This is a genomic window from Azospirillum mesophilum (genome assembly GCF_053470405.2).
Genome location: NZ_JBPXMQ020000053.1, coordinates 1 through 24,754, shown reverse-complemented (window position 1 = coordinate 24,754; position 24,754 = coordinate 1). Strand labels below are relative to the sequence as shown.

Below are 24,754 nucleotides of genomic sequence, written 5' to 3'. Positions count from 1 at the left end.
ACGTTTGCCCCCTCCCCAACCCTCCCCCTCTTCGAGGTGGAGGGGGCTTTTGCGAAGCGGCGGCAGTCCCCTCCACCGCGCAGCGGGGGAGGGTTAGGGAGGGGGCCAAGAACGCTGAAGAATTCCGTGTGTCCTACGGCTCCACCGGCTCCGTCCGCTCCGCTTCCGGGAAGACCTCTTCCACCCGCACGCCGGACTCGCGGCAGATGCGGGCGAGGCGTTCGCTCGGCAGCGCATCGGTCACGAAGCTGTGGACCTGCGAGATGTGGCCGATGCGGACCGGTGCGGTGCGCTCCAGCTTGCTGCGGTCGGCGACCAGCACGACGTGGCGGGCGTTCGCCATGATCGCCTGCGACACGCGCACCTCGCGGTAGTCGAAGTCGAGCAGCGCCCCGGTCTCGTCGATGGCCGAGGCGCCGATCACCGCGAAGTCGACCATGAACTGGTTGAAGAAGTCGATGGCCGACTCCCCCACGATGCCGCCGTCCGAGCGCCGCACGACGCCGCCGGCCACGATCACCTCGATGTGCGGTTCGGGGCGCAGGATGTTGGCGACGTTGATGTTGTTGGTGATGACCACCAGCCCCGACCGGCCCTGAAGCGCGCGGGCGAACTCCTCCGTCGTCGTGCCGATGTTGATGAAGAGGGAGGAGTTGTCAGGCACCAGCTCCGCCGCGCGGCGGCCGATGGCGCGCTTTTCGTCCTGGGCGATCAGGCGCCGCGCCTCGTAGCCCAGATTCTCGATGCCGGAGCCCGCCACCGCGCCGCCATGCACGCGCTGGAGCAGGCGGCGGTCGCACAGCTCGTTCAGGTCCTTGCGGATGGTCTGGGGCGTGACGTTGAAGCGCGCGGCCAGATCCTCCACCATCACGCGCCCCTGGGTGCGGGCGAGCGCCAGGATCTCGGTCTGCCGGGGGGTCACGGTCTCCATGGGGGCATTCAACCAGCAAGGCAGGTTCGCGCGCAACGTCATTCGAAACCGGAACCGCGTCCCCGGCCGGCAGGATTACAGCCTTAGGCCCGCGTCATCGAACAGATGCGCGGTTTCGCCGCGCAGGTTCAAACGCAGACGATCGCCCGCCCGGACCGGCAGGTCGCCCTCGCGCCGCACCAGCATCCGCTGCCCGTCCTCCAGCCCGATGTGGCAGTGCGTCTCCCCGCCCAGCCGTTCCACGGCGAGAACCGAGGCCGGCACGCCGTCCCCGTCCGCCCGCACGTCCACATGCTCCGGCCGGACGCCGAGGGTGAGCCGCGTTCCCGCCGGGGGCGGTGCCCCATCCACCGGCACGCGCAGGGCGCCGCCGCCGGGAAGCCCGACCGTCACCGCCCCGCCCTCCCCCGCCGCGACGGGCACCTCCAGGAAGTTCATGGCGGGGGAGCCGATGAAGCCCGCGACGAAGCGGTTGCGCGGCCGGTGGTAGAGGTCCAGCGGGCTTCCCACCTGCTCCACCCGGCCGGCGTTCAGCACCACGATCCGGTCGGCGAGCGTCATCGCCTCCACCTGATCGTGGGTCACGTAGATCATGGTGGCGCGCAAGTCCTCCTTCAGCTTGGCGATCTCCATGCGCATCTGCACGCGCAAGGACGCGTCGAGGTTGGACAGCGGCTCGTCGAACAGGAAGACCTTCGGCTCCCGCACGATGGCGCGGCCGATGGCGACACGCTGGCGCTGCCCGCCGGACAGGTCGCGCGGCTTGCGGTCCAGCAGGTTTTCGATCTGAAGCAGGCGCGCGGCGGCGCGCACACGCTCCTCGATAGTGCCTTTCGCCGTGCGCGACAGCGTCAGGCCGAAGGCCATGTTGTCGTAGGCCGTCATGTGCGGGTAGAGCGCGTAGGACTGGAACACCATGGCGATGCCGCGCTTGGCCGGGGGAAGGTCGTTCACCCGCGCGCCGTCGATGGACAGGTCGCCGTCGCTCACGTCCTCCAGCCCGGCGATCAGGCGCAGCAGGGTGGACTTGCCGCAGCCCGACGGGCCGACGAAGGCCACGAACTCCCCGTCGCGGATGTCCAGGTCCACGCCGTGGATGACCTCGATCCGGCCGAAGCTTTTGCGCACCCCGCGCAGCGTGACGCCGGCCATGGCCCTACCCCTTCACCGCCCCGGCGGTCAGGCCGGAGACGATGCGGCGCTGGAACACAAGGACCAGGACGATCAGCGGCACGGTCACCACCACCGACGCCGCCATGATCTGGCCCCAGGGAAGCTCGTACTGGCTGGCACCGGACATCAGCGCGATGGCGACGGGCACGGTGCGCGCCTCGTCGGTCAGGGTGAAGGTCAGGGCGAAGAGGAACTCGTTCCAGGCGGCGATGAAGGCCAGCAGCCCCGTCGCCGCCAGCGCCGGCCCCATCAGCGGCAGGAACACCCGCGTCACGATCACGAAGGGCGACGCCCCGTCCACCATCGCCGCCTCCTCCAACTCCTTCGGCAGTTCGCGCATGAAGGTGGTCAGCACCCACACGGTGAAGGGCAGCGTGAAGATCATGTAGGACAGCACCAGCGACCCCATCCGGTTGTAGAGGCCGAGCCAGCGCACCAGCTCGAACAGGCCCGACAGCACGGCCACCTGCGGGAACATCGACACGCCCAGCACGACCAGCAGCAACAGCGTCCGCCCCCGGAACCGCACCCGCCCCAGGGCAAACGCCGCCGCCACGGCCAGCCCCAGCGACAGCGCGACCACCGCCAGCGACACGCCCAGCGAGTTCAGGATGTTCCGCCCGAAGGGCTGCTGCCGGAAGATGGCCGCGTAATTCTCCAGCGAGGGGTGCGCCGGCCAAACCTCCACCGTGAACAGCGCGCTGCCGGCCTTCAGGGACGTGACGATGGCCCAGTAGAAGGGGAACACCGCGTAGACGACGATGCCCAGGACCAGGATGCCGAAGCCGAGATGCCGAAGACGCACGGCCTTACCCTCCCGCATCGAAGCGCACCCGCCCCAGCGTGATCGCCAGGACGGTGGCGAGCGCCAGGACCAGCACCAGCACGGTCGCCGCCGCCGAGCCGTAACCCACGTCCTGGAAGTCGATCAGATATTGCCGGGCGTAGACCGACATGGACATGGTGGAGCGGCTGTTGCCGGTCAGGACGTACATCAGGTCGAACACGCGCAGCGCGTCCAGCGTGCGGAACAGCACCGCCACCATCAGCGCCGGCCGGATCAGCGGCAGGGTGATCCGGAAGAAGACCGTCACCGGATGCACCCCGTCCACCCGCGCCGCCTCGTAGAGGTCGGCGGGCAGCATCTGCAAGGCCGCAAGGATCAGCAGCGCCATGAAGGGCGTGGCCTTCCACACGTCCACCGCGATGACCACCGGCAGGGCAAGGTCCGGGTCCGCCGTCCAGGCCCTGGGCTGGGAAATCACCCCCAACCCCAACAACACCTCATTCACGACCCCATACAGGTCGTGGAACATCCAGCCCCACATCTGGGCGGACACCACGGTCGGGATGGCCCAGGGGATCAGCACGGCGGCGCGCAGCAGCCCGCGCCCCGGCAGATGCGCGTTCAGCGCCAGCGCGACGACCAGCCCCAGCACCGTCTCGATCCCCACCGACACCACGGTGAACAGCAGGGTGTTCCCCACCGCCCGCCACCAAACCGGGTCACGCATCAGCCACAGATAGTTGTCGAGCCCGACGCCCCCGTAGTCTTCCAGCGTGGCGAGCGTCGCGTCGGTGAAGGAGAAGAAGACCGTCCGCACCAGCGGCCAGCCGGCCACCGCCGCCAGCACCACCAGCATGGGCGCCAGGAACAGCCACGCCGACCGGCGGCGCTGCCGCGTCAGTCCGGACAGTGGGGGGCGGCTCACCACCCGGCTCACCATCGCCCGCCCCGGCTGACGCGCACCAGCGCGTCCTTCAGGTCGGCCAGCGTCTCCTTGGCGCCGCGCCGGCCGGTCAGCACCTCGTGCACGTTGCTGAAGAACTCCGAGGAGACTTGGTTGTAGCGCATGCCCGTTGCCTGGGCCGGGCGGTTGACCGTGTTGCCGACCGACTTCGCCAGATCGGCGAGGAAGGGATTGGCGGCCAGCACCTCCGGGTCCTCATACAGGCTGGGGATCGTCGGGTTGACGCCGCCGTGGATGGCGCGGCGCTTCTGCTCGGCCGCGTTGGTCAGGTGGCGGGCGAGGTCCACCGCCTCCGCCACATGGGGCGAGAATTTGCTGACCGCCAGCAATTGCCCGCCGAGCGTTGCCGCGTGCCGCCCGTCCGGTCCGCCCTTCGGCAGCGGCGCCACGGCCACCTTGCCGCGCACGGCGCTGTCCGGCGCGTTGACCAGCGTCCAGGCGTAGGGCCAGTTGCGCATGAAGACGGCGTTGCCGGACTGGAAGACGCCGCGCGCCTCCTCCTCCATGTAGTTCAGGACGCCGGGCGGGCTGATGGCGCCGACCCAGCCCTTGGCGATGGTCAGCGCCTCCGCCGCGCGCGGGTTGTCGATGGTGATGGTGCCGTCCGGATCGACGATGGTGCCGCCGTTGCGGCTCGCCACCCACTCCAGCGCGTTGACGGTCAGCCCCTCATAGGCGCGGCCCTGCCAGACGAAGCCCCACATCCGGTCGTTGCCGGCGGCGCGCTCCGCCTTCTGGATCAGGGCGGCGGTGTCCTGAAGCTCCTCCCAGCTCTCCGGGACCGGGCGGCCGTATTTGTCCAGCAGATCCTTGCGCAGGTAGAGCAGGCCCACGTCGGCGAACCAGGGCAGAGCCACCAGCCGCCCTTTGACCGTCGCGGCGTCGATCATCGCGGGCAGATGGCGCGCGACGGTGTCCGGCCCGACCCGGTCCCGCAGATCGACGAAATAGGCGCCGAGGATGCCCGGCCAGACCACGTCGATCTGGAACACGTCGATGTCCGCCGACCCCGCCGCGAGAAGTTGCTGGTAGAGCGCCAGCTGCTCCCCCGCCCCCTTCGGCGGGGAAACGAAGCGCACCTCGTTGCCGGTCCGCCTCGCCCAGCTCTGCGCCCCGTCGCGGCAGAGGTCGAACCCGATGCCGAGCCCGCTGCACGCAAGCGTGATCGTCGCCCCGGCGGCGGGCGTTGCCAGCAGACAGGCGAGGATGAACGCACACAGCCGCGCCATGGAGGTCCAATCCGTGTGGGGGCCTTGATTGCCGTGCGCAACGGAACGCCGCTTTCCTGCTGTCATCCCCGCGAAGGCGGGGATCCAGAAAACTCCGCACAGACGTGCTTGTTTGCCCTGGATCCCCGCCTTCGCGGGGATGACGAATGATTCAGGGTCGGCGCTGCGTGAAGACGCAAAGGCAGATCAGGACCAACGGTCTGGAAACTCCACAGGCGCGGTCAGGTTCCCGAAGGACGCCCGCTTACGCCAGGGCCTCGGCCTGACGGCGGCAGTGCAGCAGGCTGAACAGGCCGAAGGGCGGGACGGTCTGCAACTCCTCCACCTTCAGGCGGGAGCCGGACATCAGCGTGTCCAGCGTGAAGTCCGGCCGCCAGCCCAGCTTCTTGGAGAAGGGCGCCATCCAGTTCTCCACCGCGCGGCGGACGCCCGGCTTGTCGGCGGCGAAGTGGTTGACGATCAGGATGTCGCCGCCCGGCTTGCAGACGCGCTCCAGCTCCAGCATCGTGCCCTGCGGGTCGGGGACGACGGTCATCACATACATGGCGACGACCAGATCGAAGCTGCCGTCGGCGAAGGCCAGCTTGCCGGCGTCCATCTCCAGCAGGCCCTCGACATTCTCCAGCCGCTCGCGGTCCACGCGCTCCTGCGCCACGCGCAGCATGTCGGTGGACAGGTCGATGCCGACGACGCGGTTGTCCTTGCGGTAGTCGGACAGGGAGATGCCCGTGCCCACGCCCACCTCCAGCACGCGCAGGCCGCCGCGCCGGTTGATCCATTTGACGGCGGCGTGCCGGCCCGACGCCAGCAGGTTTCCGAACACAGGGTCATAGAAGCGGGCGTACCGCCGGTAGGCGGCGCGGATGGAGTCGGCGTCCATGGGTCTCCCTCGCGTGTTTGGGACGCGACCATAACGGCCTTTCGTCCATCGTGAAAGCCACGGCGCGCGGAAGAGTTCCACGCGGCCCCGCTCATGGTGCAAGGCAGGGCGAAAAAGGCCGCGCGTCGGCTCCTCCTGAAATGGAAAGCGGGCTAAATCCGTCCGTGATGCGGGCGAACGACGAAGGTCGCTCGACTTGTGCGGGAGTTTTGCTAAAATTACACCATCTGCATGCAATAGGGTGCAATCATGTCCGATACCACCGTCGACACGTCCAGCCAGCCTGTCAGCCAGACCGGTTCCACCAACCTGCCGGTGGTGACCACGCCCGCAGCGCCGCCCAGCAACGACGCCGTGGTGCAGAACGAGAAGGGCAAGGCCAACTCCCTGCTGAACACCATCGCGGACAAGCTGGACCAGTTGACCACCCTGACCGTGGTGACGGCCGTCTGCGACGTGGAGACGGTGCAGGCCGACCCGAACCGCCCGACCTTCACCTGCCGCCCGAAATCCGGCACCGCCATCGACGCCTTCCAGACCCAGGTCAACCTGGTGACCGGCGACATCGAGAACCTGATCAGCCGCGATTTCGCGACGAACGCGGCCTACAAGGATCTGTCGGACTTCCATCTGGCCCAGGTCACCAAGAGCAGCGACATCGTCAGCGCCAACCTGAAGGCGGTGCGCGACCTCGCCGTGCAGCTTTCCGGCCGCACGAACTGAGCATTCGATCAACGTTTTCCGACCCGACCGGAGGTGGCCGATGTCCCAGTTCGCCGATCTCGCGCGCAGCCTGCTGACGCTCGAAATCAACACGGTTCTGAAGTCTGGGATGTCGGCCGAGAAAATGCCGCTGGCCGGGGACGCGCTGATCGACATCGCGCAGGAATACTATGTGTTCCTGTGCGAACAGCTCGACGTGTTCGGAAACCGGCAGACGCAGGCGCTCGACGGCTGGGCGGCCCGCCTTTCGGAAAGCTTCGACTGGGGTCTGGCGCCCTTCGCCGCACCGGCCGGGGCCTCCAAGGCGGAGCGCTACGCGCCGGACTTCACCACCCGCGACCTGCCCGGCAACGATCCCGCCCGCGGCACCACCTTCGAAGTCCTCAAGGCCATCCGCGAGGTGGCGAGCTGGCTGCGCGAAATGCAGGACCGCACCCAGGACGCCGCCGGCAACCCCGGTGCCCCGCCGGAGCTGGTCACCGCCGCCGGGCGCATCGACCGCGACGCCGCGCCGGTCATGATGCGCATCCAGCGCAATTGCGACCAGATCGCGGACATCCTGGTCCGGCGCGGGCTGGACAAGGTGAATTACCAGCGCGGCATGAAAGACGACGTTCGGCGCATGGCGGAGCTGAAGACGGCCGACATCGTGACGCTGCGCAAGGCGTGGGACGTCGGGACGGAGGTCGTCGTCATGCAGTCGACCATCCAGATCGACGGCGACGTGGTGACCCGCGTTCTGAAAGGGCGGGACACCGCGACGAACGGCACCATGATCGGCGTCCATCGCGACGCGGTGGACGTGTCCTTCCGCTATTGGAGCTTCATGGTCGAGGCGCTGGGCCGTTTCGCCGGCAAGGCCGTGAACTCCCTCGTGGGAGACACGGGGTAGCCGCTGGCGCCGCACCCTGACCCACAGCCTTCCGCACGGCTGGTCCTGGCGGAAGGGCGCGCTCGCCGAGGCGTTCAGCCGGCTGTCGTCCGGACGGGGTGGCGTGCTTCCCAAGCGCGGGCGCGGCGCGGCCATCCTGTTCCGCTTCTTCGCCCATGGCGGGCGGCAGATGGTCCTGCGCGTGCCGGTGGCTGGCGCGTGGTCGGACGGGCTGCGCACGGCGCCGGTCCTCGTGACGCTTCAGCCCGACGGGGACGTGCTGATCGCCCTGCCCCGCGAGGAGGTGGAGAGCGGCCGTTTCGACGACGCCTCCGCCCGTCGGCTCACCCTGCGGCTGCGCCAGCTGGTGGAGCGGACGACGACCGCCAACCCGCTCTGGGGCGTGGACGCGGCCCAGGCGCTGGGCGAGATCGCCGGGGCCGTGTCGGGCGTCGCCAGCGGAGTCCTTCTGCTGCGCAACGGCTTCGAGGAGCTGACGACCGGAACCCTGCTGCACGCGGGCGGAACCGTGGCGGCGCTCGCGGCTCCCGTCGTCCTGGCGACGGTGAGGCCGTGGGTCATCAAGACGGTCGTCCCCCGGCTGTTCCCCCTGGCGGAGAAGGTGGGACAGAAATTTGCGTGAGATTGCACAATAAACCCCCTCGCCCGCCTCCGGCGGGAGAGGGAAGGGGCCCACGAAGTGGGAAGGGTGAGGGCAAGTTTTTCCCGAGAATCTTTGGCCTGCATGCCCTGGATTCTTGGGTGAACCTTGCCCTCACCCTCCCACCGCTGCGCGGTGGGCCCCTCCCTCTCCCGCCGGAGGCGGGCGAGGGGTAAGTCGAAAATCACGCGCCCACCAGCCCGCGGTGCTTCAGCAGTGCCTCGATGCGTGGTTCGCGGCCGCGGAAGGCGGTGTAGAGTTCCATGGGATCGCGCGTGTCGCCGGACGAGTAGATGGTCTTCAGGCGCGCCGCCAGACCCGGCTCGAACAGGTCGCCGGCCTCCGCGAAGGCTTCGTAGCCATCGGCGTCCAGAACCTCCGCCCAGAGATAGGCGTAATAGCCGGCGGCGTAGCCGCTGCCGGCGAACAGGTGCTGGAAATGGGTCGGGCGGTGGCGCACGGCGATTTCGGCGGGCATGCCGATCTTGTCCAGCACCCGCCGCTCGAAGGCCGCGACGTCGAGGTCTCCCGCGTCGGACATGGTGTGGAACTCCAGGTCCAGAAGCGCCGCGGCCGTGTATTCCACGGTGCCGAAGCCCTGGTTGAAGTTGCGGGCGGCCAGCAGGCGGCGCAGCAGATCCTCCGGGATCGGCTCGCCGGTCTGATGATGGCGGGCGTAGGTCCGCAGGGTTTCCGGCGCGCTCATCCAGTGCTCGTAGACCTGCGACGGGAACTCAACGAAGTCGCGGCGGACCGACGTGCCGGACTGCGACGGGTAGCGCACGCGGCTCAGCAGGCCGTGCAGGCCGTGGCCGAACTCGTGGAACAGCGTTTCCGCGTCGTCGAAGCTGAGCAGCGTCGGCTCGCCCTTCGCGAAGTTGTTGTTGTTCACGATGATCGGCGCGATCTCGCCGTCGAAGCTTTCCTGGTCGCGGTAGCTGCTCATCCAGGCGCCGGAGCGCTTGCCGGAGCGGGCGTAATTGTCGTGCAGGAACAGGCCGACATGGCGCCCGTCCTTCTCCGTCACCTCATAGACGCGGACGTCCGGGTGGTAGACGGGCAGGTCCGTGCGCTCGGTGAAGGAGATGCCGAACAGGCGGCCGGCGCAGTCGAAGGCGGCGCGCACCATGTTCTCCAGCACGAAGTACGGCTTCACCTCCGCCTCGTCGAGGTCGTATTTGGCCTGCCGCACCTTCTCCGCGTAATAGCGCCAGTCCCACGGCGCGATGGGTTCGTTCATGCCCTCCGCGCGGGCGCTTTCCTGAAGCTCGGCGCGTTCGGCGGCGGCCTTGCGCTTGGCCGGCTCCCACACCTGCAGCAGCAGCCGTTCGACCGCCGAGGTCTCCTTCGCCATGCTGTCGTCCAGCTTGAAGTCGGCGTAGGTGGCGTAGCCCAGCAGCGTCGCCTGCTCGGCGCGCAGCGCCACGATCTCGCGGATCAGCGGGCGGTTGTCGTGCTCGCCGTCATGCTCGCCGCGCCGGATCCAGGCCTCGTAGGCGACCTGCCGCAGGTCGCGGCGCGCCGAGAAGGTCAGGAACGGCTCGACCGAGGAACGGGCCAGCGTGATGACGTATTTGCCCTCCAGCCCGCGCTCCTTCGCGGCCTGGGCGGCGGCGTTGCGCGCGAAGTCGGGAAGCCCGGCGAGGTCGTCCTTCTCCAGCACGAGCTGCCAGTCCTTTTCGTCGTGCAGGACGTTCTGGCCGAACAGCGTGTGCAGCGTCGCCAGCCGCTCCGTGATCGCGCTCATGCGCGCCTTCTGGTCCGGCGGCAGCAGGGCGCCGCTGCGCACGAAGCCCAGATGCTGGCGCTCCAGCAGCCGGAGCTGGTCGGTGGCGAGGCCCAGGCTTTCGCGCCGGTCGTACAGATCCTTCACCCGCGCGAACAGGACCGGGTCCAGCGCGATGCGCATGGAATGCTGCGCGAATTTCGGCGCGTAGTCGCGGGCGATGGCCTCCAGCGCGTCGTTGGTGTTGCTGGAGGTTAGGTTGTAGAACACGCTGGTGACGCGGTTCAGGAACCGGCCGCCGCGCTCCATCGCCTCGATGGTGTTGGCGAAGGTCGGGGCCTCGGTGCTGCTGGTGATCGCCTCGATCTCACCGATGCTCTCGGCCATGCCATGGTCGAAGGCCGGCGGGAAATGCTCCGGGCGGATGCGATCGAAGGGCGGAAGGCCGAAGGGCGTCGTCCAGGTCTCGAAGAAGGGGTTCTGGAAGGTGGCGGTGTCGGTCATCGGGGCCTCGTGGTGATCGCATCCCCATGCGGGTGCCCACATGTGGGGGTTGGCGGCCCCGCGGACAATCGGGGCATTCCCTACCACGTAGCCGCATCGGGGCACCGGCGCCAGTGGACGTTTTGACCCGTTGGACGGAAGCCTCGTCCACTCACCCCGTCACCCCCGCGAAGGCGGGGGTCCAGGGCTGTTCGGGAACTCGTCGGGGTGCCCTGGATCCCCGCCTTCGCGGGGATGACGGTAAGTGGTTGGGTTTGTAGGGGATTTTACTGCCCGCTGTGCGGGTTCGGACCCGTGGGCGCTTCGGCGAGCCAGCGGGTGATCGGCTCATGCCCACCGCCCTGATCCGACGCTTCGCTCCAGCCGGGGGGGACGCCGTTCATGTTGGGGAGCTGGTGGGCGATGCCCTTGTGGCAGTCGATGCAGGTGCGCTGGCCGGTGAACAGGTATTGCTGGTGGATGCGGGCGGCGCGGGCGCCCTGCTTGGTGATGTCCATGGATTCCGCGCTGTGGCAGTTGCGGCATTCCAGGGAGTTGTTGGCCTTCAGCCGCGCCCATTCATGCTCGGCCAGTTCGCGGCGGTTCGCCACGAACTTGTCGCGCGTGTCGATGGTTCCGAAGATCTTGCCCCAGACCTCTTTGGAGGCCTGCATCTTGCGGGCGATCTTGTCCGTCCATTTGTGCGGGACGTGGCAGTCCGGGCAGGTCGCCCGCACGCCGGAGCGGTTGGTGAAGTGGATGGTGGTCTTCAGCTCCTCATAGACGTTGGCCCTCATCTCATGGCAGCTGGTGCAGAACTTCTCGGTGTTGGTGGCCTCCAGCACCGTGTTGAAGCCGCCCCAGAAGAACACGCCGGCCAGGAAGCCGCCCAGCGTCAGGAAGCCCAGGCTGAGGTAGCGGCTCGGCCCCGCGATGGTGCGCCAGGGCCGCAGCAGGACGTCCGGAAGGTTCAGCCTCATCGCCGGTCTCCCCCGTCCGACGGCCGGCTGATCAGCGTGTCCAGGTCCTTGAAGGTGTTGGTGACGATCGGCTGTGCCTGGGTTTGCGGGACGTGGCACTGCATGCAGAAATAGCGGCGCGGGCTGACCGCCCCCAACGTCTGCCCGTCGCGGTTCACGTAATGGGTGATGCTGACCATCGGCGCCTGCGAGGCGCTGGTGAACTGCCGGCTGTGGCAGGTCAGGCACTGGTTGTTGTTCAGGCTGATCTGGTAGTCGCGGATGTTGTGGGGGATGACCGGCGGCTGTTCCGGGTAGTTGCGGGCGACGCGGCGGTCGTCGGTGACGTCGGCCGGAATCGGCGGAGCGGCGTTCTCGTCGGTGAAGTTGACGGGCGGCCGGAAGGGCGAGTCGATCCGCGCTCCCCCCGTCCCTTGAGCGGACAGCAGGGCGGGCACGAGGCACGGTAAGGCCGCGACGAGGGCGGCAAGGCAGTGGCGACGCATGCTTCGGTCCTCCCTCACACCGCGACGATCTTGACGGCGCACTTCTTGAAGTCGGTCTGCTTGCTGATCGGGTCCGTGGCGTCCAGCGTGCACTTGTTGATCAGCCGCGCCGAATCGAACCAGGGCACGAAGACCACGCCGCGCGGCGGTCGGTTGCGGCCGCGCGTCTCCACCCGCGTGCGCATCTCGCCGCGCCGGGAGACCACCTTGACCTCCGACCCGCGGCGCAGGCCGCGCGCCTGGGCGTCGTCCGGGTGCATGTAGACCAGCGCCATGGGCATGGCCTTGTACAGCTCCGGCACGCGCATGGTCATGGAGCCGCTGTGCCAGTGCTCCAGCACGCGGCCGGTGACCAGCCACAGGTCGAAGTCCTTGTCGGGCGACTCCGCCGGCGGTTCGTAGGGGAAAGCGAAGACGTTCGCCTTGCCGTCGGGGTTGCCGTAGAAGCGCAGCCCCTCCCCCGCCGGCACGTAGGGGTCCAGCCCCTCGCGGTAGCGCCAGCGCGTCTCCTGCCCGTTCACCACCGGCCAGCGCAGGCCGCGTACCTCGTGATACTGGTCGAAGGGCGCCAGGTCATGGCCGTGGCCGCGCCCGAAGCTGGCGTATTCCTCGAACAGGCCCTTCTGCACGTAGAAGCCGAAGGCCTTGGACTCGCGGTTCTCGTACTCCGGATTGACCTCCGACAGGGGGAAGCGGTCGACGGTGCCGTTGCGGTACAGCACGTCGAACAGCGTCTTGCCCTTGAACTGCGGGTTGGCGTCCAGCACCTCCGCCGGCCACACCTCGTCGGTGGTGAAGCGCTTGGAGAACTCCATGATCTGCCAGAGGTCGGAGCGCGCATCGCCCGGCGCGTTGACCAGCTGGTGCCAGAAATGGGTGCGCCGCTCCGCGTTGCCGTAGGCGCCTTCCTTTTCCACCCACATGGCGGCGGGCAGGATCAGGTCGGCGGCGGACGCGGTGACCGTGGGGTAGGCGTCGGAGACGACGATGAAGTTGCTGGGATTGCGGTAGCCGGGATAGGTCTCGTTGTCGCTGTTGGGGGCCGCCTGGAGGTTGTTGTTGACCATGATCCAGTAGGCGTTGAGCTTCCCGTCCTTCAGCATCCGGTCCATCAGAACCGCGTGGTAGCCGATCTTGCCGGGCAGCAGGCCCTTCGGAACCTTCCAGATCTCCTCCGCGTGGGAGCGGTGGACGGGGTTGTTCACCTGCATGTCGGCGGGCAGCCGGTGGGCGAAGGTGCCGACCTCGCGCGCCGTGCCGCAGGCCGAGGGCTGGCCGGTCAGGGAGAAGGGGCTGTTGCCGGGCTCAGAGATTTTTCCGGTCAGCAGGTGGATGTTGTAGACCATGTGGTTGACCCACACGCCGCGCACATGCTGGTTGAAGCCCATGGTCCACAGCGACATGACCTTGGTCTTCGGGTCGGCGTACAGCTCTGCCAGCGCCAGCAGCCGTTCTTTCGGCACCTTGCTGAGTTCCGAGACCTTGTCCACCGTGTAGTCGCTGACGAACGTCGCGAACTCGTCGAAGCTCATCGGCTTGGAATCGGTCGGGTCCTTGGCGTTGGCCGCGCGCACTTCCAGCACGTTTTCCGGGCGCAGGCCGTAGCCGATGTCCTTCTGGCCCAGGCGGAAGTTGCAGTGCTTCTCCACGAACTCCTTGTTCACCCGGCCGGTCTGGATGATGTGGTTGGCGATGAAGTTCAGGATGGCGAGGTCGGTCCCCGGCTCGAAGATCATGGGGATGTCGGCCAGCTCGAAGCTGCGGTGTTCGAAGGTGGAGAGCACCGCGACCTTGCAGTCCTTGTGGCTGAGCCGGCGGTCGCTGATCCGCGTCCACAGGATCGGGTGCATCTCCGCCATGTTGGAGCCCCAGAGCACGAAGGCGTCGGCGTGCTCGAAGTCGTCGTAGCAGCCCATCGGCTCGTCCATGCCGAAGGTGCGGATGAAGGCGACGGCGGCGGACGCCATGCAGTGGCGGGCGTTGGGGTCCAGGTTGTTGGTGCGGAAGCCCGCGCGCATCAGCTTCGACGCCGCGTAGCCCTCCCAGATCGTCCATTGGCCGGAGCCGAACATGCCGACCGCGTCCGGCCCCTTCTCCTTCATCACGCGCTTCCACTGGCGGGCCATCTCGTCGAAGGCCTGGTCCCAGGTGACGGGCATGAACTCCCCATCCTTGTGGTACTTGCCGTCCTTCATGCGCAGAAGCGGCTGGGTCAGGCGGTCCTGCCCGTACATGATCTTGGACAGGAAATAGCCCTTCACGCAGTTCAGGCCCCGGTTGACCTCCGCCTGCATGTCGCCGTGGGTGGCGACGACGCGGTTCTCCTTCGTCGCCACCATGACCCCGCAGCCGGTGCCGCAGAAGCGGCAGGGCGCCTTGGACCATTTCAGCTGCGCGTCCTCGCCCGCGATCATGGAGGTCTGGGCCATCGCCGGCAGCGTGACGCCGCCCGCCGCCGCCGCAGCGGCCACCGCCTGCGCCTTGATGAAGTCCCGCCGATCCAACATGGGTGCTTTCCCCCTCTTTGTTTTTCCGCTTTCGAACGTTCAGGCCCGTTGCACGGTGCCATCTCCATTCGGCTCGACGTGGTGGAACACCAGGACGGCGGAGAGCACGCCGTCCAGCAGGTGCAGCGCCGTCATGCGGTCGGCGATCCAGCCCTCGTGCGGCCCCTCGACCGTCACCACCATCTTGCCGCCCTCCTCCGCGTGGATTTCGGTGCCGGGCAGGACGGCCACGGCGGCACGGACGGCCTCCCGCCGCTCCGGCCGCAGATGGACGAGGATTGAGGCGACGTGCCACTCGGCCGCGGGTGGGGCGGTGTCAGGCTGCATGGGCGTCCTCCGGCCGGGGATGGATGGAAACGGCGTCGACCGGGCAGGCGGACACGCAGGCGCCGCAGCCGGTGCAGGCCTGGGCGTCGACGGCGCCCTGCGCCGCGCCGCCGGGCATGAGTGTGAAGCGGATGGCCGATTCCGGGCAGGCGTCCCGGCAGCTTCGGCAGACGACCCGCTGGACCGCCAGACAGGACGGGCCGAGCGCGGCGGTCAAGGCCCAGGGCCGGGCCGCGCTGCGGTCGAAGACCGGGGCCGGGCAGGCGTCGGCGCAGGCGCCGCAGAAGCTGCACTCGCCCCGGCTGAAGTCGATCTCGGGAAAGCCGCCGTCGCCGGGGCGCAGGATGCCCTCCGGACAGGCGCGGGCGCAGGCCCCGCAGCGGGTGCACAGCGCGGTGAAATGGGCGATCCGGGACCAGGGCGGACGGACGGCGTCGGGTGCCGCGCGCAGCCGCCCCCGCAGGAAGCGCCGCCGTCCCGCATCGATCGTTTCGTCGGGGGTGTCGTCAGGGGTGTCCTTGGGCATGGCGCACCGCCGACCCGGTCAAACCGGCGGCGGCCCCGGCGGGCCCATGATCAACTGCGCCATCCAGACCAGGAAGCCGTAGCCGCCGACCACCGCGATGGACAGGATCGGCCAGATCACCACGGCCAGCAGCAGGAACATGGCGATTTCCCGCCGCCTCGCCTTGGGGTCGACGGCGACCGGAGCGGCGACGCCCGCTCGGGACGCAAACCGGTCGGGATGGGAGGACGCATCCCCGCGCTGCAATCGGTTCGTTGGCACTTTGGTCTCGGGACTACGGTCTTGGATAGCCCTACAACCCGCCGTCCCCCGCCCCGGTTCCGTTTCCCCTGCGGTCGGGTTATGCGTCGGCGGATGCCGGCTGGGATGCCGGGGGCCGGAAATAGACCTGATTGCGCTGTCCGATCTCCGGGATTTTGGCGAGATCGTCCGGGAGGACTTTCACCTCCCGGTCCACGTCGCGGAAGAATTTCTCCGCCGTGGCCGGCGCGTCGAGCACGAGCACGCGCGCGGGCTGATCCCCCGCGCCCTTGAAGGCATGCAGCACGCCGGCCGGCGCGTAGAGGAAATCGCCGCGCCCGTACACCTGCGCCTCCTCCCCCACCAGGAACCAGACCTGCCCGTCGAGGATGTAGTAAGCCTCGTCCCAGGGGTGGTCGTGCGGGGGCGGCCCCTGGTCCTTGGGAAGCGTCACTTCCATGATGGAAAAGCTGTGGTCAGTCCGCTCCGCCTCGCACAGGAAACGGACCTGCGTGCCGAGCACCGACAGCGCCTCGCCCTCACCCTGTTTCACCACAACCGCCTGCTTGCTCATGGCTGGTCTCCCTGTTATGATGTCATACAGTATGACATCAAGGCAGACAGCATGTCAATCACCCCTTCCTTGGTAGACCGGCACACCGACGCGACGCAGAAGCTGATCCTGGCGACGGCGCTGGATTTGCTGGAGCGGTCGAGCGTCGGCGAGCTGACCGTGCGCGCCGTGGCGAAGGAGGCAGGGATCTCCGAACGGACGATCTTCCGCTATCACGCCTCGCGCGACGACTTCCTGGACGCGGTGGCGCAGGCGGCGGCGCGCAGCCTCCAGACCCCGCCGCCACCGGCCCGCCTTGAGGATCTGCCGGAGTATCCGCGCGTCCTCTACACCCGCTTCGAGGAACGCGCGGGGCTGGTGAAGTCCGCCCTGCACACGGAGATTTTCGAGCGCATGCGCGTCATCACCGCCAACGAGCGCTGGCGCGCGGTGAAGGTCCTGATCGACGAGCGCGCCGGGCACCGGTCGGAGCATGACCGCAAGATCGCCGCCGCCAACCTCTGCTATTACCTCGCGGCAACGACCTGGCACTATTACCGCTTCTACTTCGGCTTCACGCTGGAAGACGCGATCGAGGCGGCGCGTTCCGCCCTGCGGCTGGTGATCGACGACGTTATGAGGCCGGACGGGGCTGTGTGACGTCACACAGGATCGTGAGCGCACTTGTACTTAGTTCCCTCTCCCCTCCGGGGAGAGGGTTAGGGTGAGGGGGTCCTGCATTTGCCGAGCGCTTCGGTCCCCCGACACCCCCCTCACCGGCCCTCCGGGCCACCCTCTCCCCGGAGGGGAGAGGGCTAAAATGCCAAGTGCAATAGCCCTGCACAGGACAGCCAGCACCCTTGACAGAAAGGGGTAGGGTTGAGACAACCCTCAAGTTCCTTTGCCCTCAAGTCCCTCCGCTGCCCCAGCCCGTGGCCCCGATGACTCCCGAAGCGCTCCGCAGTTTTCGTGAAGGCCGTGGCGAGAGCCAGGCCGGTTTCGCCCAGTGGCTGAACAGCCGCCTCGGCCGCAAATACGACAACGCCACCATCAGCCGCTGGGAATCGGGTGGCGAGCGCATCCCGGCCAAGGTGGCGGAGTTCATCGCGGAGGAAAGCAACCGCGCCGCCCGCGTCATCGCCATCGCCAACCAGAAGGGCGGCGTGGGCAAGACCACCACCGCGCTCAACCTCGCCTATGCGCTGGGCGAACTGGGCAAGCGCGTGCTGGTGATCGACGCCGACCAGCAGGCCACCTGCACCGAAGGAGCCGGCCTCGACCCCATCACCGTGCAGGACGAGCGCCGCGGGCTGGAGGACGTGCTGTTCGGCCAGACCGGCATCCGGCAGGCCATCGTCCCGCGCGAGGGGTTCGACATCCTGCCCTGCACCATCGCGCTGGCCGAGGCGCAGATCAAAATCCTGCTCGACCCGGACGACGGCCGCTACGTGCTGCGCGAACGGCTGGAGGAGGTTCAGCGCGACTACGACTTCGTCCTGATCGACTGCCCGCCCGAACTGGCGCTGATCACCGTGACCGCCCTGATCGCCGCCGATCAGGTGCTGATCCCGACCAAGGCCAGCCGGTACGACGTGCGCGGCATTCCGCTGATCATCGAGACCATCGGCAAGATCCGCCGCCGCCAGAACCCGAGCCTGAACATCCTCGGCATCCTGCCGACCATGTTCAACCGGGGCTTCGCCGTGGAGCAGCAGGTGCTGTCCGACCTGCGCACGCTGCTGGAGGGCAAGGCCCGCATCTTTGACCCCATCGCGCGCTCGACGGAGGTCGATCAGGCGACCTACGCCGGCGACCTGCCGATCCGCGTGCTGTCGAAGAGCCATTCCATCGGCGTCTACCGCAAGCTCGCCAAGGAGATCATCGATGGCTAAGAACTGGCGCAAGGCCGGCGGCGGGGCCGAGTCCCTGGCCAAGGGGTTGCAGAACGCCGGCTCGGACCTGCTGTTCGGCGGCGACGGGCACCTGCGCGACACGGTGGCGCTGCGGCTGTCCGACGTGATGCCGAACCCGGACCAGCCGCGCCGCTTCTTCGACGAGGCGGAGCTGCACCAGTTGGCCGCCTCGCTGCAAACGGTCGGGCAGCTGTCCCCCATCCTGGTCAAGCCGCACCCCAGGGAGACGCGCCGCTACCTGCTGATCGCGGGTGAGCGGCGCTGGCGCGCGGCGGGGCTGGCGGATCTCGGCACCATCGCCGCGCACATCCTGTCCGAGGACACGGACACCGACCAGATCGCGCTGATCGAAAACCTCCAGCGGGTGAACCTGTCCCCCGTGGAGGAGGCGGAGGGCATCCAGCGGCTGATCGACCGCCACGGCTACAGCCAGGAGCAGGCGGGCGCCCTGCTCGGCCGGTCGCGGACGGAGGTCAACACGACGCTGACGCTGCTGCGCCTGGACGCCGCGATCCGGCAGGCTTGTGTGACGTCACACCCCGACATGCCGAAGGCGCTGCTGCTGGAAATCGCGCGCATGGCGCCGGCCGAGCAGGCGCCGGCGTGGGAGCAGGCCACGGCCGGCACCCTGACCGTCCGCGCCGCGCGGACCCTGCGCAAGGGCAAGGAGGGCGAGGCGGACGCTCCGCCCACCGAGCGATCTCCCGCCCGCCCCTCCCCGGCCCGCTTCATCGCGGCGCTGCCGAAGTTGCAGGATGGGTTGGAGAGCGGGTTGGCGGCGCTGGAAGCGGAGCGGCGCGCGCTCAACGGCAAAGAGGCCGAGCGGTTGAAGGCCCTGCGCGCGCGGCTGGATGACTATGCCCGGATGATCGACCGCATCCTCGACCAGCCCTGACCGTCCCATCCTCAGCTTCGGGAACCCGTCCCATGCCGCAAGACGCCGATGCACGCGGAAGCCTCCTGCAAACGCTGATCGAGCGTCTGCGCGGTCTGGCCGGCACCGGTGAGGATCTGAAGGCGATCGCCGCCGCGTGCGAGGACGCGCGGGACGCCGGTCTGGCGCACGACCCCGCCCTGATGGCGGCGCTGGACGCCGCGGCCGCCGATCTCGACCCGATCCTGCGCGAGTCGGCGCTGGCCTGTGTGTCCGGGGACCTGCGCCATTACCTGCGCATTCTCGACATGCTGGAGAATGTGCTGGATCTGGCGCCGCTGGAGGGGATCAACCAGATCTACTGGTGCATGCAGCGCCAACTCTTCCTGCTGCGCATGGATGGGGCGACCGTGCCGGACTTCGTGCCGTCCCGGCTTTTCCCCTTCTATGAACGGTTCCTTCGTGAGATCGGGCGCCGCCTGGACGCGCGCCCGTCGCCGCGCCCGACGGGGTCGCCCTCCTCCGGGCGCGTCGTCATGGTCACCAACCAGTTCCTGTCGACGTACCATCAGCCCTCGCGCGACCTGCTCCAGCAGGCCGTTTTCCTCCAGGCGCGGTGCGGGCGAGAGGTGCTGATCCTGAACACCAACATGATGCCGGACCGCTATTACAGCCCGTTCGTTCCCCCCTTCGCCGCGGCTGTGGAGGAGCAACTGTCCGGCGAACAGGTCGTCGAGTTCGAGGGGCATCGCCTGCGCATCCTGTCGTCCCTGGAGCCGGGCATCACGGCCGCCAAGGTGAAGGGCTTTTTCGCGGCGGTGGAGGCCTGCGATCCGGATGTGGTGGTCGCGTTCGGTGGGTCGGTGGTCGTCGCCGACCTGATGGCGCCCGCGAGTCCCCTTCTGTGCATGCCGACCACCACCGGCATGCCGGTCTCCCTCGCCGACATCGTTCTGGATTTCGGGAGCACGACCCCGCCGGCCGGTGCCGGACCCATGGCCAAGGCATGGCGTCCCTTCCGCCTGGGGCTGTCGCTGCGCCGGGACGGCACCCCATCCTCCCGCGCTGAGTTCGGCATTCCCGACGACGCCTTCGCCTGCGTGGTGGTCAGCAACCGTCTGGACGCCGAGGTCGGCGCCGATTTCCTCCATCTGCTGGAGCGTCTTCTGGACGCGGTGCCTCATGGTCTGGTGCTGTTCGCGGGCGTGGCGGACGCCCTGCCCGACCGGCTGGCCCTGTCCCGGCATGCCGGCCGGCTGCGGTGGCTCGGCTACGTGGATCGCGTGGATGGGCTGATGGGTGTGTGCGACCTGTACCTCAACCCGCGCCGGACCGGCGGCGGGGCGAGCGCGGCGCAAGCCCTGGCGGCGGGTGTTCCGGTGCTCTCCTTCACCGGGGGCGATGTGGCCAGCGTTGCCGGCCCGGCCTTCCTCGTGGACGGCGCGGACGCGTTCGTCGGGCGCGCGGCGGCCCTGGCCGGCGACCCCGCCCTGCTGGACCAAGCCCGTGGCGAGGCGCGGACCCGCTTTGCCGCGCTCGCCGCGGAAGGAAACGACGCCTCGCGGCTCGCCGCCTATCTGGACGAGGCGGTCGCCCTGTTCCATCAGCGGGCGTGAGGCTGGCGATGCGCTTCCTTCTGTGCGGCCAAGGAACGTCGGAAATCCTGTGGTCCGTGCACGCGGCGCTGGTCGATCTGGGGCACGAGTCGGTCCTGGCCTTGCCCGACATCTCGCAGGACGTGATCGACCGTCCCATCGACGGCCTCTTCGTGTTGAATCTGTTCGAGATTCCGCGGGACACCGTGGAGATGCTGATCGCCTATGTGGCGAGCCTCGGCCGGCGTCCCTTCGTCGTCCATATCTGCCTGAAGCACCCCCTGGAGGAGATCGGCGCCACCACGCCGGACGAGGTTCGGGACGCGGACCGCTGGATGGCGCGGCAGGGCATCGCGCTGTGGTGCATGTGTCCGGGCACGGCCGAGCAATGTTCCCGGCTCGGGCTCACGCGGGTGTTCCATGCGCCGCTCGGCGTGCATCGGTGGGTCTACGCCCGGCGTTCCGGCGAGGATGGCCGGATCGAACTGTACAAGCGCTGGATGTCGCGGACGGACCCCGATCTCGTCCGCTATCCCTACGCGTCCATGAAGGGAGAGGCCGACGCCGACGACGCGGGCGCGCTGGTGGCGGACCGCATCCTCTATCTGGGACAGGGCTGGCCCGATGAGGAGGTGGCCGCCGATCCCGCCCTGTCCCACACCGCCTTGCGGGTCGCGGAGGTCATGCGCGCGCAGCCGGCCCTGCACCGGACGCAGGCCATGGACGCCTGCGGGCTGGAGTCCATGGCGGCGGACCCCGCCTGGACGCTGGCCTTCAACAAGGCGTTCAAATTTGCCTTCGCCGTGGAAAACCGGCGACGCTTCGCCCGCGCCCTGCGGACGGCCTTCGGGGACAGGCTGTCCATCTGGGGAAACGGCTGGGATCGTTTCGGGATCGAGGCGCACCCCGTGTCGTCGAAGCCGCGGAACGTCTATCACGCCGCTGCCGCCTGCGTGGACTTCGGAAGCCTTGCGTTCGACACCGCGGCCTTCCCCAGGACGCTGGAGATCATCAAGCGGGAAGGCTTGCTGGTCAGTTGGCAGCACGTCGACAGCGCCCGCCTGTTCGGCCCGCAGGAGCGCGACCTGACCTTCGTGGACGAAGACGACGCCGTTCGCACGCTGGCGAATCTGCTTGGCGATGCGGACAGGCGCCGGCGGCTCAAGTCCGCTCATCTGGACTGGGTGTTCGACAATCTTGCGCTTGAGACGATCCTTGACCGGATCGTGGGCGGGGCATCGGCCTAGCACCCTTCCCCCGGCCGTCTGGGCGGAACAGGGGCCGGCGCGGCGCCGAAGGATCGGCCTCGCTCCAGCCCCCGTCCCGGGACGTCCGCGCGGTCTGGCGGGGGTCGCCTCGTCCGCCCGGCTTGGGCGGCGCGCTGGACGTCACGGCCCCGGTTTTCTTGGCCTATCCTTGGCCGCGATTGCTGGTTCCTATTTCTGGGCGTTGGCCGCGACGAAGTTTTCGATCTTCGCCAGCAGCAGCGGCGGGGTCTGGAGCATCGGATAGTGCCCGGCGTTCTGGATCGTCTCGACCGTCAGGTTCTTGTAGGCCTGCTCGAACTTCGGGCGTTCGGTCGCTTCCTGGTAGAACGGAATGTCGTCGGCCCCGGTGATGAGAAGCACCGGCAGGTCCAGCCCCGTGACGGCGGCGCTGACGTCGGTGCCGGTGAACATCTTGAGGTAGCCGAGCATCGCCTCCGGCCCGGTTGCCCGGCGGGCGATGGCCATCTTGTAGTCGATCCAGCCGTCCGTGTAGCGCTGGGCCACCCGCGCCTTGATGGCGCCGCGCATGGCGTCGTCGGTGTCGATCACCGTCGCCAGCTTCTTGAAGCCCGCCTCGTCCGTCTTGAAGCCGGAGGCCGGGACCGGGGTCACGGCGGTCAGGCTCTTGATCCGGGACTTGTCCTTGGCGGCCATGGCCTGGGCGATCAGCCCGGACATGGAATGGCCGACGACGTGGAAGCGCTTGTGCCCCAGCTTGTCCATCAGCGCGAACATGTCGCCCACGGCCTCGTCAGCCGTGTAGTCGCCCTTGATGTCCTTGGACCAGCCATAGCCGCGCAGGTCGGCGAACACGTAGGTGAAGGACTTCCGGTTCAGGAAGGGCAGCAGGCCGCTGTAGTTGCTGTGGTCGCCCATCCACTCGTGCATGACGAGGATGGCCTCCGGCCCCTCGCCGACCACCTCATGACCGATGATGGTCGGGCCGGCCTCGGCCACCTGGGAAGCGGTGCGGGCCTGCGACGGCTCCGCCGCCATCGCCCCCGCCCCCGGCGCCAGCGTCACGGCGCACAGCGCGCCGACCACCAGGGCCGAGCGCCGGAGGAAGAGAGAGACCGAACGGGAGGCCGGGCGGGAGATGGGCGAGCGCATGCGGTGTCAATCCTCCACTCTGGAATGATCTGCGGCCGTCGCAGCGGCCACCGAAATTAGAATATCGGCTGAATTTGACACCAAAGCTTATGCGGAAATACCGGCAAAGTCAATTTACGATGGAACATCATCAGCCGCATTGCGACCGCGCGCAACGAAAAACGCCCGCCCCGCCGGCCGGAGCGATCCGGTGGCGGAACGGGCGTTTTTCACCCGGACAAGCCGTGAGGCGGCTTGCTGAACGGCTTACTGGTAGTGCAGGCCGCCGTTGATATTCAGCGTGGAGCCGGTGATGTAGCCCGCCAGATCGGAGGCGAGGTACGACACGGCGCCGCCGATTTCCTCCGGCCGGCCCAGACGCTTCATCGGGACGGAGTCGATGATGCCCTGGCGGATGTCGTCGCGGATCGCCATGACCATCTCGGTGCCGATGTAGCCCGGCGCGATGGCGTTGACGGTGACGCCCTTGGTCGCCAGCTCAGCGGCCAGCGCCTTGGTGAAGCCGATGACGCCGGCCTTGGCGGCCGAGTAGTTGGTCTGGCCGGCCTGGCCCTTCACGCCGTTCACCGACGAGATGTTGATGATGCGGCCCCAGCCGCGCTCGGCCATCTTCGCCGACACCTGCTGGGTGACGTTGAACAGGCTGGACAGGTTCGTGGCGATCACCGCATCCCACTGCGCCTTTTCCATCTTCGGGAAGAACTTGTCGCGGGTGATGCCGGCGTTGTTCACCAGGATGTCGACCGGGCCCAGGTCGGCTTCGATCTTCGCGACCATCGCCTTGCAGCTCTCGAAATCGGAAACGTCGCCCTCGGCCACGTAGAACTTGAAGCCGGCCGCCTCCTGCTGGCCCAGCCACTGCGCGGCGGGCTGGAAATTGGGCAGGCAGTTGGCCGCCACGAGGTAGCCGTCCTTGGCCAGCGCCTGGCAGATGGCGGTGCCGAGGCCACCCATGGCACCGGTGACAAGCGCGATCTTCTGAGACATTCCTATAACTCCACTCTAACGAAAGGCATGTGCCCAAAGGCATGTGCCCAAAGGTATGTGTTTGGGGGTAAACACGAATGGTTGCGCTTTGATGAAGAAACAATGTTGTTTCCGGGTTTCATCACCACCGCGCCGTTCTTTCCGTCCCCCCAAGGACCAACCGTCGCGGCGGGCGCACCATAGGCCATGGCAACGCCCCCGCCAACGTGCCGCAATATCGCACGTGGACAGCGCCAAGTTGTCGGAGTGGCTATCGGGACAAAGCGACACGTTGCCGCAGGCTTCCGGCGGAAACCATGTCGCGGGTCGCGGGAAGGATGCGGAACGGGGAAAAGTGCCTGTTCCGGGGGCCTATCGGAACATGGCAGGAGTGGAGGGGCTCGAACCCCCAACCCCCGGTTTTGGAGACCGGTGCTCTACCAATTGAGCTACACTCCTGTCGCCGCTTGCCAGCGGGACGCCGCTTTTAGGCGATTTCGCCGCCGCGTTCCAGCAGAAAGCGCGGCTGGCCCGGAAAAAATCGGACCTGTTGACGCGAATACCGGTCAAGGCCGGCCAAGGGAGGAGCCCTCGGCGGCCTCCAGCGCGACCTTCGCCAGTTCCATCAGCTTGTCCTCCACCGCGGCGGCATCAAAGCCCGGGCTGTCCGCCAGCGAGTCGCGCAGGCGCATCGCGATTAGTTCCCCGGTGTGGTGCTTGTCGTACAGGTGAACGTCGCCCAGCGCCGAGGCGACGCGCTTCAATTTGTCCCGGTCCATAGTCATTCTCCCTGGGTCCATTCTCCCTGCTCACCAGGACGGCAACAAGCCTTCCGGACTTTGGTTCTGAGCGTCCGCCTTTGTCGCGGGCAAACCAAAGGTAACTACTCACGGGGCTGGCTGAGCCTGGGCTGTTGTCGAGGCGCTGCGCGCATTGGGGGTGGTTGGCGATCCGGTGTTGCGTTTGGTTGGCCGGACGTGAG

At 68.2% G+C, this 24,754-nt stretch carries 25 protein-coding genes and 1 tRNA gene; 8 read left to right on the top strand and 18 right to left on the bottom strand.

Annotated elements, in window-relative coordinates; genetic code table 11:
* Window positions 1-133 precede the first annotated feature (133 nt).
* From ACSVC7_RS29070 to ACSVC7_RS29045, 6 genes are all read right to left on the bottom strand, one after another.
* Complete coding sequence (locus ACSVC7_RS29070) at window positions 134-931, bottom strand: DeoR/GlpR family DNA-binding transcription regulator (RefSeq protein ID WP_448208071.1); 798 nt, start codon at window positions 929-931, stop codon at window positions 134-136.
* A 75-nt stretch (window positions 932-1,006) separates the two neighbouring features.
* Window positions 1,007-2,083, bottom strand: coding sequence for an ABC transporter ATP-binding protein (locus ACSVC7_RS29065; protein ID WP_448208072.1), 1,077 nt, complete (start codon window positions 2,081-2,083; stop codon window positions 1,007-1,009).
* 4 nt (window positions 2,084-2,087) lie between these two features.
* Complete coding sequence (locus tag ACSVC7_RS29060) at window positions 2,088-2,909, bottom strand: carbohydrate ABC transporter permease (protein WP_448208073.1); 822 nt, start codon at window positions 2,907-2,909, stop codon at window positions 2,088-2,090.
* 4 nt (window positions 2,910-2,913) lie between these two features.
* Entirely contained in the window at window positions 2,914-3,816 is a 903-nt protein-coding gene (locus ACSVC7_RS29055; RefSeq protein ID WP_448208074.1) for a carbohydrate ABC transporter permease, read from the bottom strand.
* Window positions 3,817-3,824: 8 nt separating this feature from the next.
* Complete coding sequence (locus ACSVC7_RS29050; RefSeq protein WP_448208075.1) at window positions 3,825-5,084, bottom strand: ABC transporter substrate-binding protein; 1,260 nt, start codon at window positions 5,082-5,084, stop codon at window positions 3,825-3,827.
* 244 nt (window positions 5,085-5,328) lie between these two features.
* On the bottom strand, window positions 5,329-5,964 hold the full coding sequence (locus ACSVC7_RS29045) for a class I SAM-dependent methyltransferase (RefSeq protein WP_448208076.1): 636 nt from the start codon (window positions 5,962-5,964) through the stop codon (window positions 5,329-5,331).
* A gap of 249 nt (window positions 5,965-6,213) precedes the next feature.
* Here ACSVC7_RS29045 and ACSVC7_RS29040 point away from each other — a divergent pair, with 249 nt between their 5' ends.
* The 3 genes from ACSVC7_RS29040 (at window position 6,214) to ACSVC7_RS29030 (ending at window position 8,201) form a co-directional block, all read left to right on the top strand.
* Window positions 6,214-6,687 (top strand): hypothetical protein, encoded by a 474-nt coding sequence (locus ACSVC7_RS29040; RefSeq protein ID WP_448208077.1) that lies wholly within the window; start codon window positions 6,214-6,216, stop codon window positions 6,685-6,687.
* 40 nt (window positions 6,688-6,727) lie between these two features.
* Window positions 6,728-7,579, top strand: coding sequence for a DUF8581 family protein (locus tag ACSVC7_RS29035; protein WP_448208078.1), 852 nt, complete (start codon window positions 6,728-6,730; stop codon window positions 7,577-7,579).
* A gap of 103 nt (window positions 7,580-7,682) precedes the next feature.
* Window positions 7,683-8,201: a hypothetical protein gene (locus tag ACSVC7_RS29030; RefSeq protein WP_448208079.1), complete on the top strand. Its 519-nt coding sequence runs from the start codon at window positions 7,683-7,685 to the stop codon at window positions 8,199-8,201.
* Between the two features lie 202 nt (window positions 8,202-8,403).
* Here the strand turns inward: ACSVC7_RS29030 and ACSVC7_RS29025 are convergent, their stop codons facing one another.
* The 8 genes from ACSVC7_RS29025 to ACSVC7_RS28990 all read right to left on the bottom strand — a co-directional run bounded on the left by ACSVC7_RS29025 (window position 8,404) and on the right by ACSVC7_RS28990 (window position 16,067).
* On the bottom strand, window positions 8,404-10,449 hold the full coding sequence (locus ACSVC7_RS29025) for a M3 family metallopeptidase (RefSeq protein ID WP_448208080.1): 2,046 nt from the start codon (window positions 10,447-10,449) through the stop codon (window positions 8,404-8,406).
* A gap of 266 nt (window positions 10,450-10,715) precedes the next feature.
* A complete protein-coding gene (locus tag ACSVC7_RS29020) occupies window positions 10,716-11,408 on the bottom strand; it encodes a cytochrome c3 family protein (protein ID WP_448208081.1) in 693 nt (230 codons plus the stop codon).
* On the bottom strand, window positions 11,405-11,893 hold the full coding sequence (locus tag ACSVC7_RS29015) for a nitrate reductase cytochrome c-type subunit (protein WP_448208082.1): 489 nt from the start codon (window positions 11,891-11,893) through the stop codon (window positions 11,405-11,407). Before ACSVC7_RS29015 ends, ACSVC7_RS29020 begins: the two co-directional genes overlap by 4 nt.
* Before the next feature lie 14 nt (window positions 11,894-11,907).
* Complete coding sequence (napA, locus tag ACSVC7_RS29010; RefSeq protein WP_448208083.1) at window positions 11,908-14,400, bottom strand: periplasmic nitrate reductase subunit alpha; 2,493 nt, start codon at window positions 14,398-14,400, stop codon at window positions 11,908-11,910.
* A 39-nt stretch (window positions 14,401-14,439) separates the two neighbouring features.
* Entirely contained in the window at window positions 14,440-14,727 is a 288-nt protein-coding gene (locus tag ACSVC7_RS29005) for a chaperone NapD (protein ID WP_448208084.1), read from the bottom strand.
* Window positions 14,717-15,253, bottom strand: a complete 537-nt coding sequence (napF, locus tag ACSVC7_RS29000) for a ferredoxin-type protein NapF (RefSeq protein WP_448208085.1) — start codon at window positions 15,251-15,253, stop codon at window positions 14,717-14,719. Before napF ends, ACSVC7_RS29005 begins: the two co-directional genes overlap by 11 nt.
* An 18-nt stretch (window positions 15,254-15,271) precedes the next feature.
* Window positions 15,272-15,514 carry a periplasmic nitrate reductase, NapE protein gene (napE, locus tag ACSVC7_RS28995; RefSeq protein WP_448208086.1) on the bottom strand — a complete coding sequence of 81 codons (243 nt, stop codon included), beginning with the start codon at window positions 15,512-15,514 and terminating at the stop codon, window positions 15,272-15,274.
* A 79-nt stretch (window positions 15,515-15,593) separates the two neighbouring features.
* Complete coding sequence (locus ACSVC7_RS28990; protein ID WP_448208087.1) at window positions 15,594-16,067, bottom strand: cupin domain-containing protein; 474 nt, start codon at window positions 16,065-16,067, stop codon at window positions 15,594-15,596.
* Between the two features lie 51 nt (window positions 16,068-16,118).
* Between ACSVC7_RS28990 and ACSVC7_RS28985 the strand changes: the two genes are divergently transcribed.
* From ACSVC7_RS28985 to ACSVC7_RS28965, 5 genes are all read left to right on the top strand, one after another.
* Window positions 16,119-16,706 (top strand): TetR/AcrR family transcriptional regulator, encoded by a 588-nt coding sequence (locus ACSVC7_RS28985; RefSeq protein WP_448208088.1) that lies wholly within the window; start codon window positions 16,119-16,121, stop codon window positions 16,704-16,706.
* Between the two features lie 281 nt (window positions 16,707-16,987).
* Window positions 16,988-17,938 carry an AAA family ATPase gene (locus ACSVC7_RS28980; RefSeq protein WP_448208089.1) on the top strand — a complete coding sequence of 317 codons (951 nt, stop codon included), beginning with the start codon at window positions 16,988-16,990 and terminating at the stop codon, window positions 17,936-17,938.
* On the top strand, window positions 17,931-18,854 hold the full coding sequence (locus ACSVC7_RS28975; protein ID WP_448208090.1) for a ParB/RepB/Spo0J family partition protein: 924 nt from the start codon (window positions 17,931-17,933) through the stop codon (window positions 18,852-18,854). Before ACSVC7_RS28980 ends, ACSVC7_RS28975 begins: the two co-directional genes overlap by 8 nt.
* Before the next feature lie 32 nt (window positions 18,855-18,886).
* A complete protein-coding gene (locus tag ACSVC7_RS28970; RefSeq protein ID WP_448208091.1) occupies window positions 18,887-20,449 on the top strand; it encodes a glycosyltransferase in 1,563 nt (520 codons plus the stop codon).
* Between the two features lie 8 nt (window positions 20,450-20,457).
* Window positions 20,458-21,675, top strand: coding sequence for a glycosyltransferase family protein (locus ACSVC7_RS28965; RefSeq protein WP_448208092.1), 1,218 nt, complete (start codon window positions 20,458-20,460; stop codon window positions 21,673-21,675).
* Window positions 21,676-21,864: 189 nt separating this feature from the next.
* Here the strand turns inward: ACSVC7_RS28965 and ACSVC7_RS28960 are convergent, their stop codons facing one another.
* The 4 genes from ACSVC7_RS28960 to ACSVC7_RS28945 form a co-directional block, all read right to left on the bottom strand.
* Window positions 21,865-22,806, bottom strand: a complete 942-nt coding sequence (locus ACSVC7_RS28960) for an alpha/beta fold hydrolase (protein WP_448208093.1) — start codon at window positions 22,804-22,806, stop codon at window positions 21,865-21,867.
* A gap of 246 nt (window positions 22,807-23,052) precedes the next feature.
* Complete coding sequence (locus ACSVC7_RS28955; RefSeq protein WP_448208094.1) at window positions 23,053-23,793, bottom strand: beta-ketoacyl-ACP reductase; 741 nt, start codon at window positions 23,791-23,793, stop codon at window positions 23,053-23,055.
* Window positions 23,794-24,155: 362 nt separating this feature from the next.
* Window positions 24,156-24,231, bottom strand: a tRNA-Trp gene (locus ACSVC7_RS28950).
* 107 nt (window positions 24,232-24,338) lie between these two features.
* Window positions 24,339-24,551: a hypothetical protein gene (locus ACSVC7_RS28945; protein ID WP_448208095.1), complete on the bottom strand. Its 213-nt coding sequence runs from the start codon at window positions 24,549-24,551 to the stop codon at window positions 24,339-24,341.
* Between the last annotated feature and the right edge of the window lie 203 nt (window positions 24,552-24,754).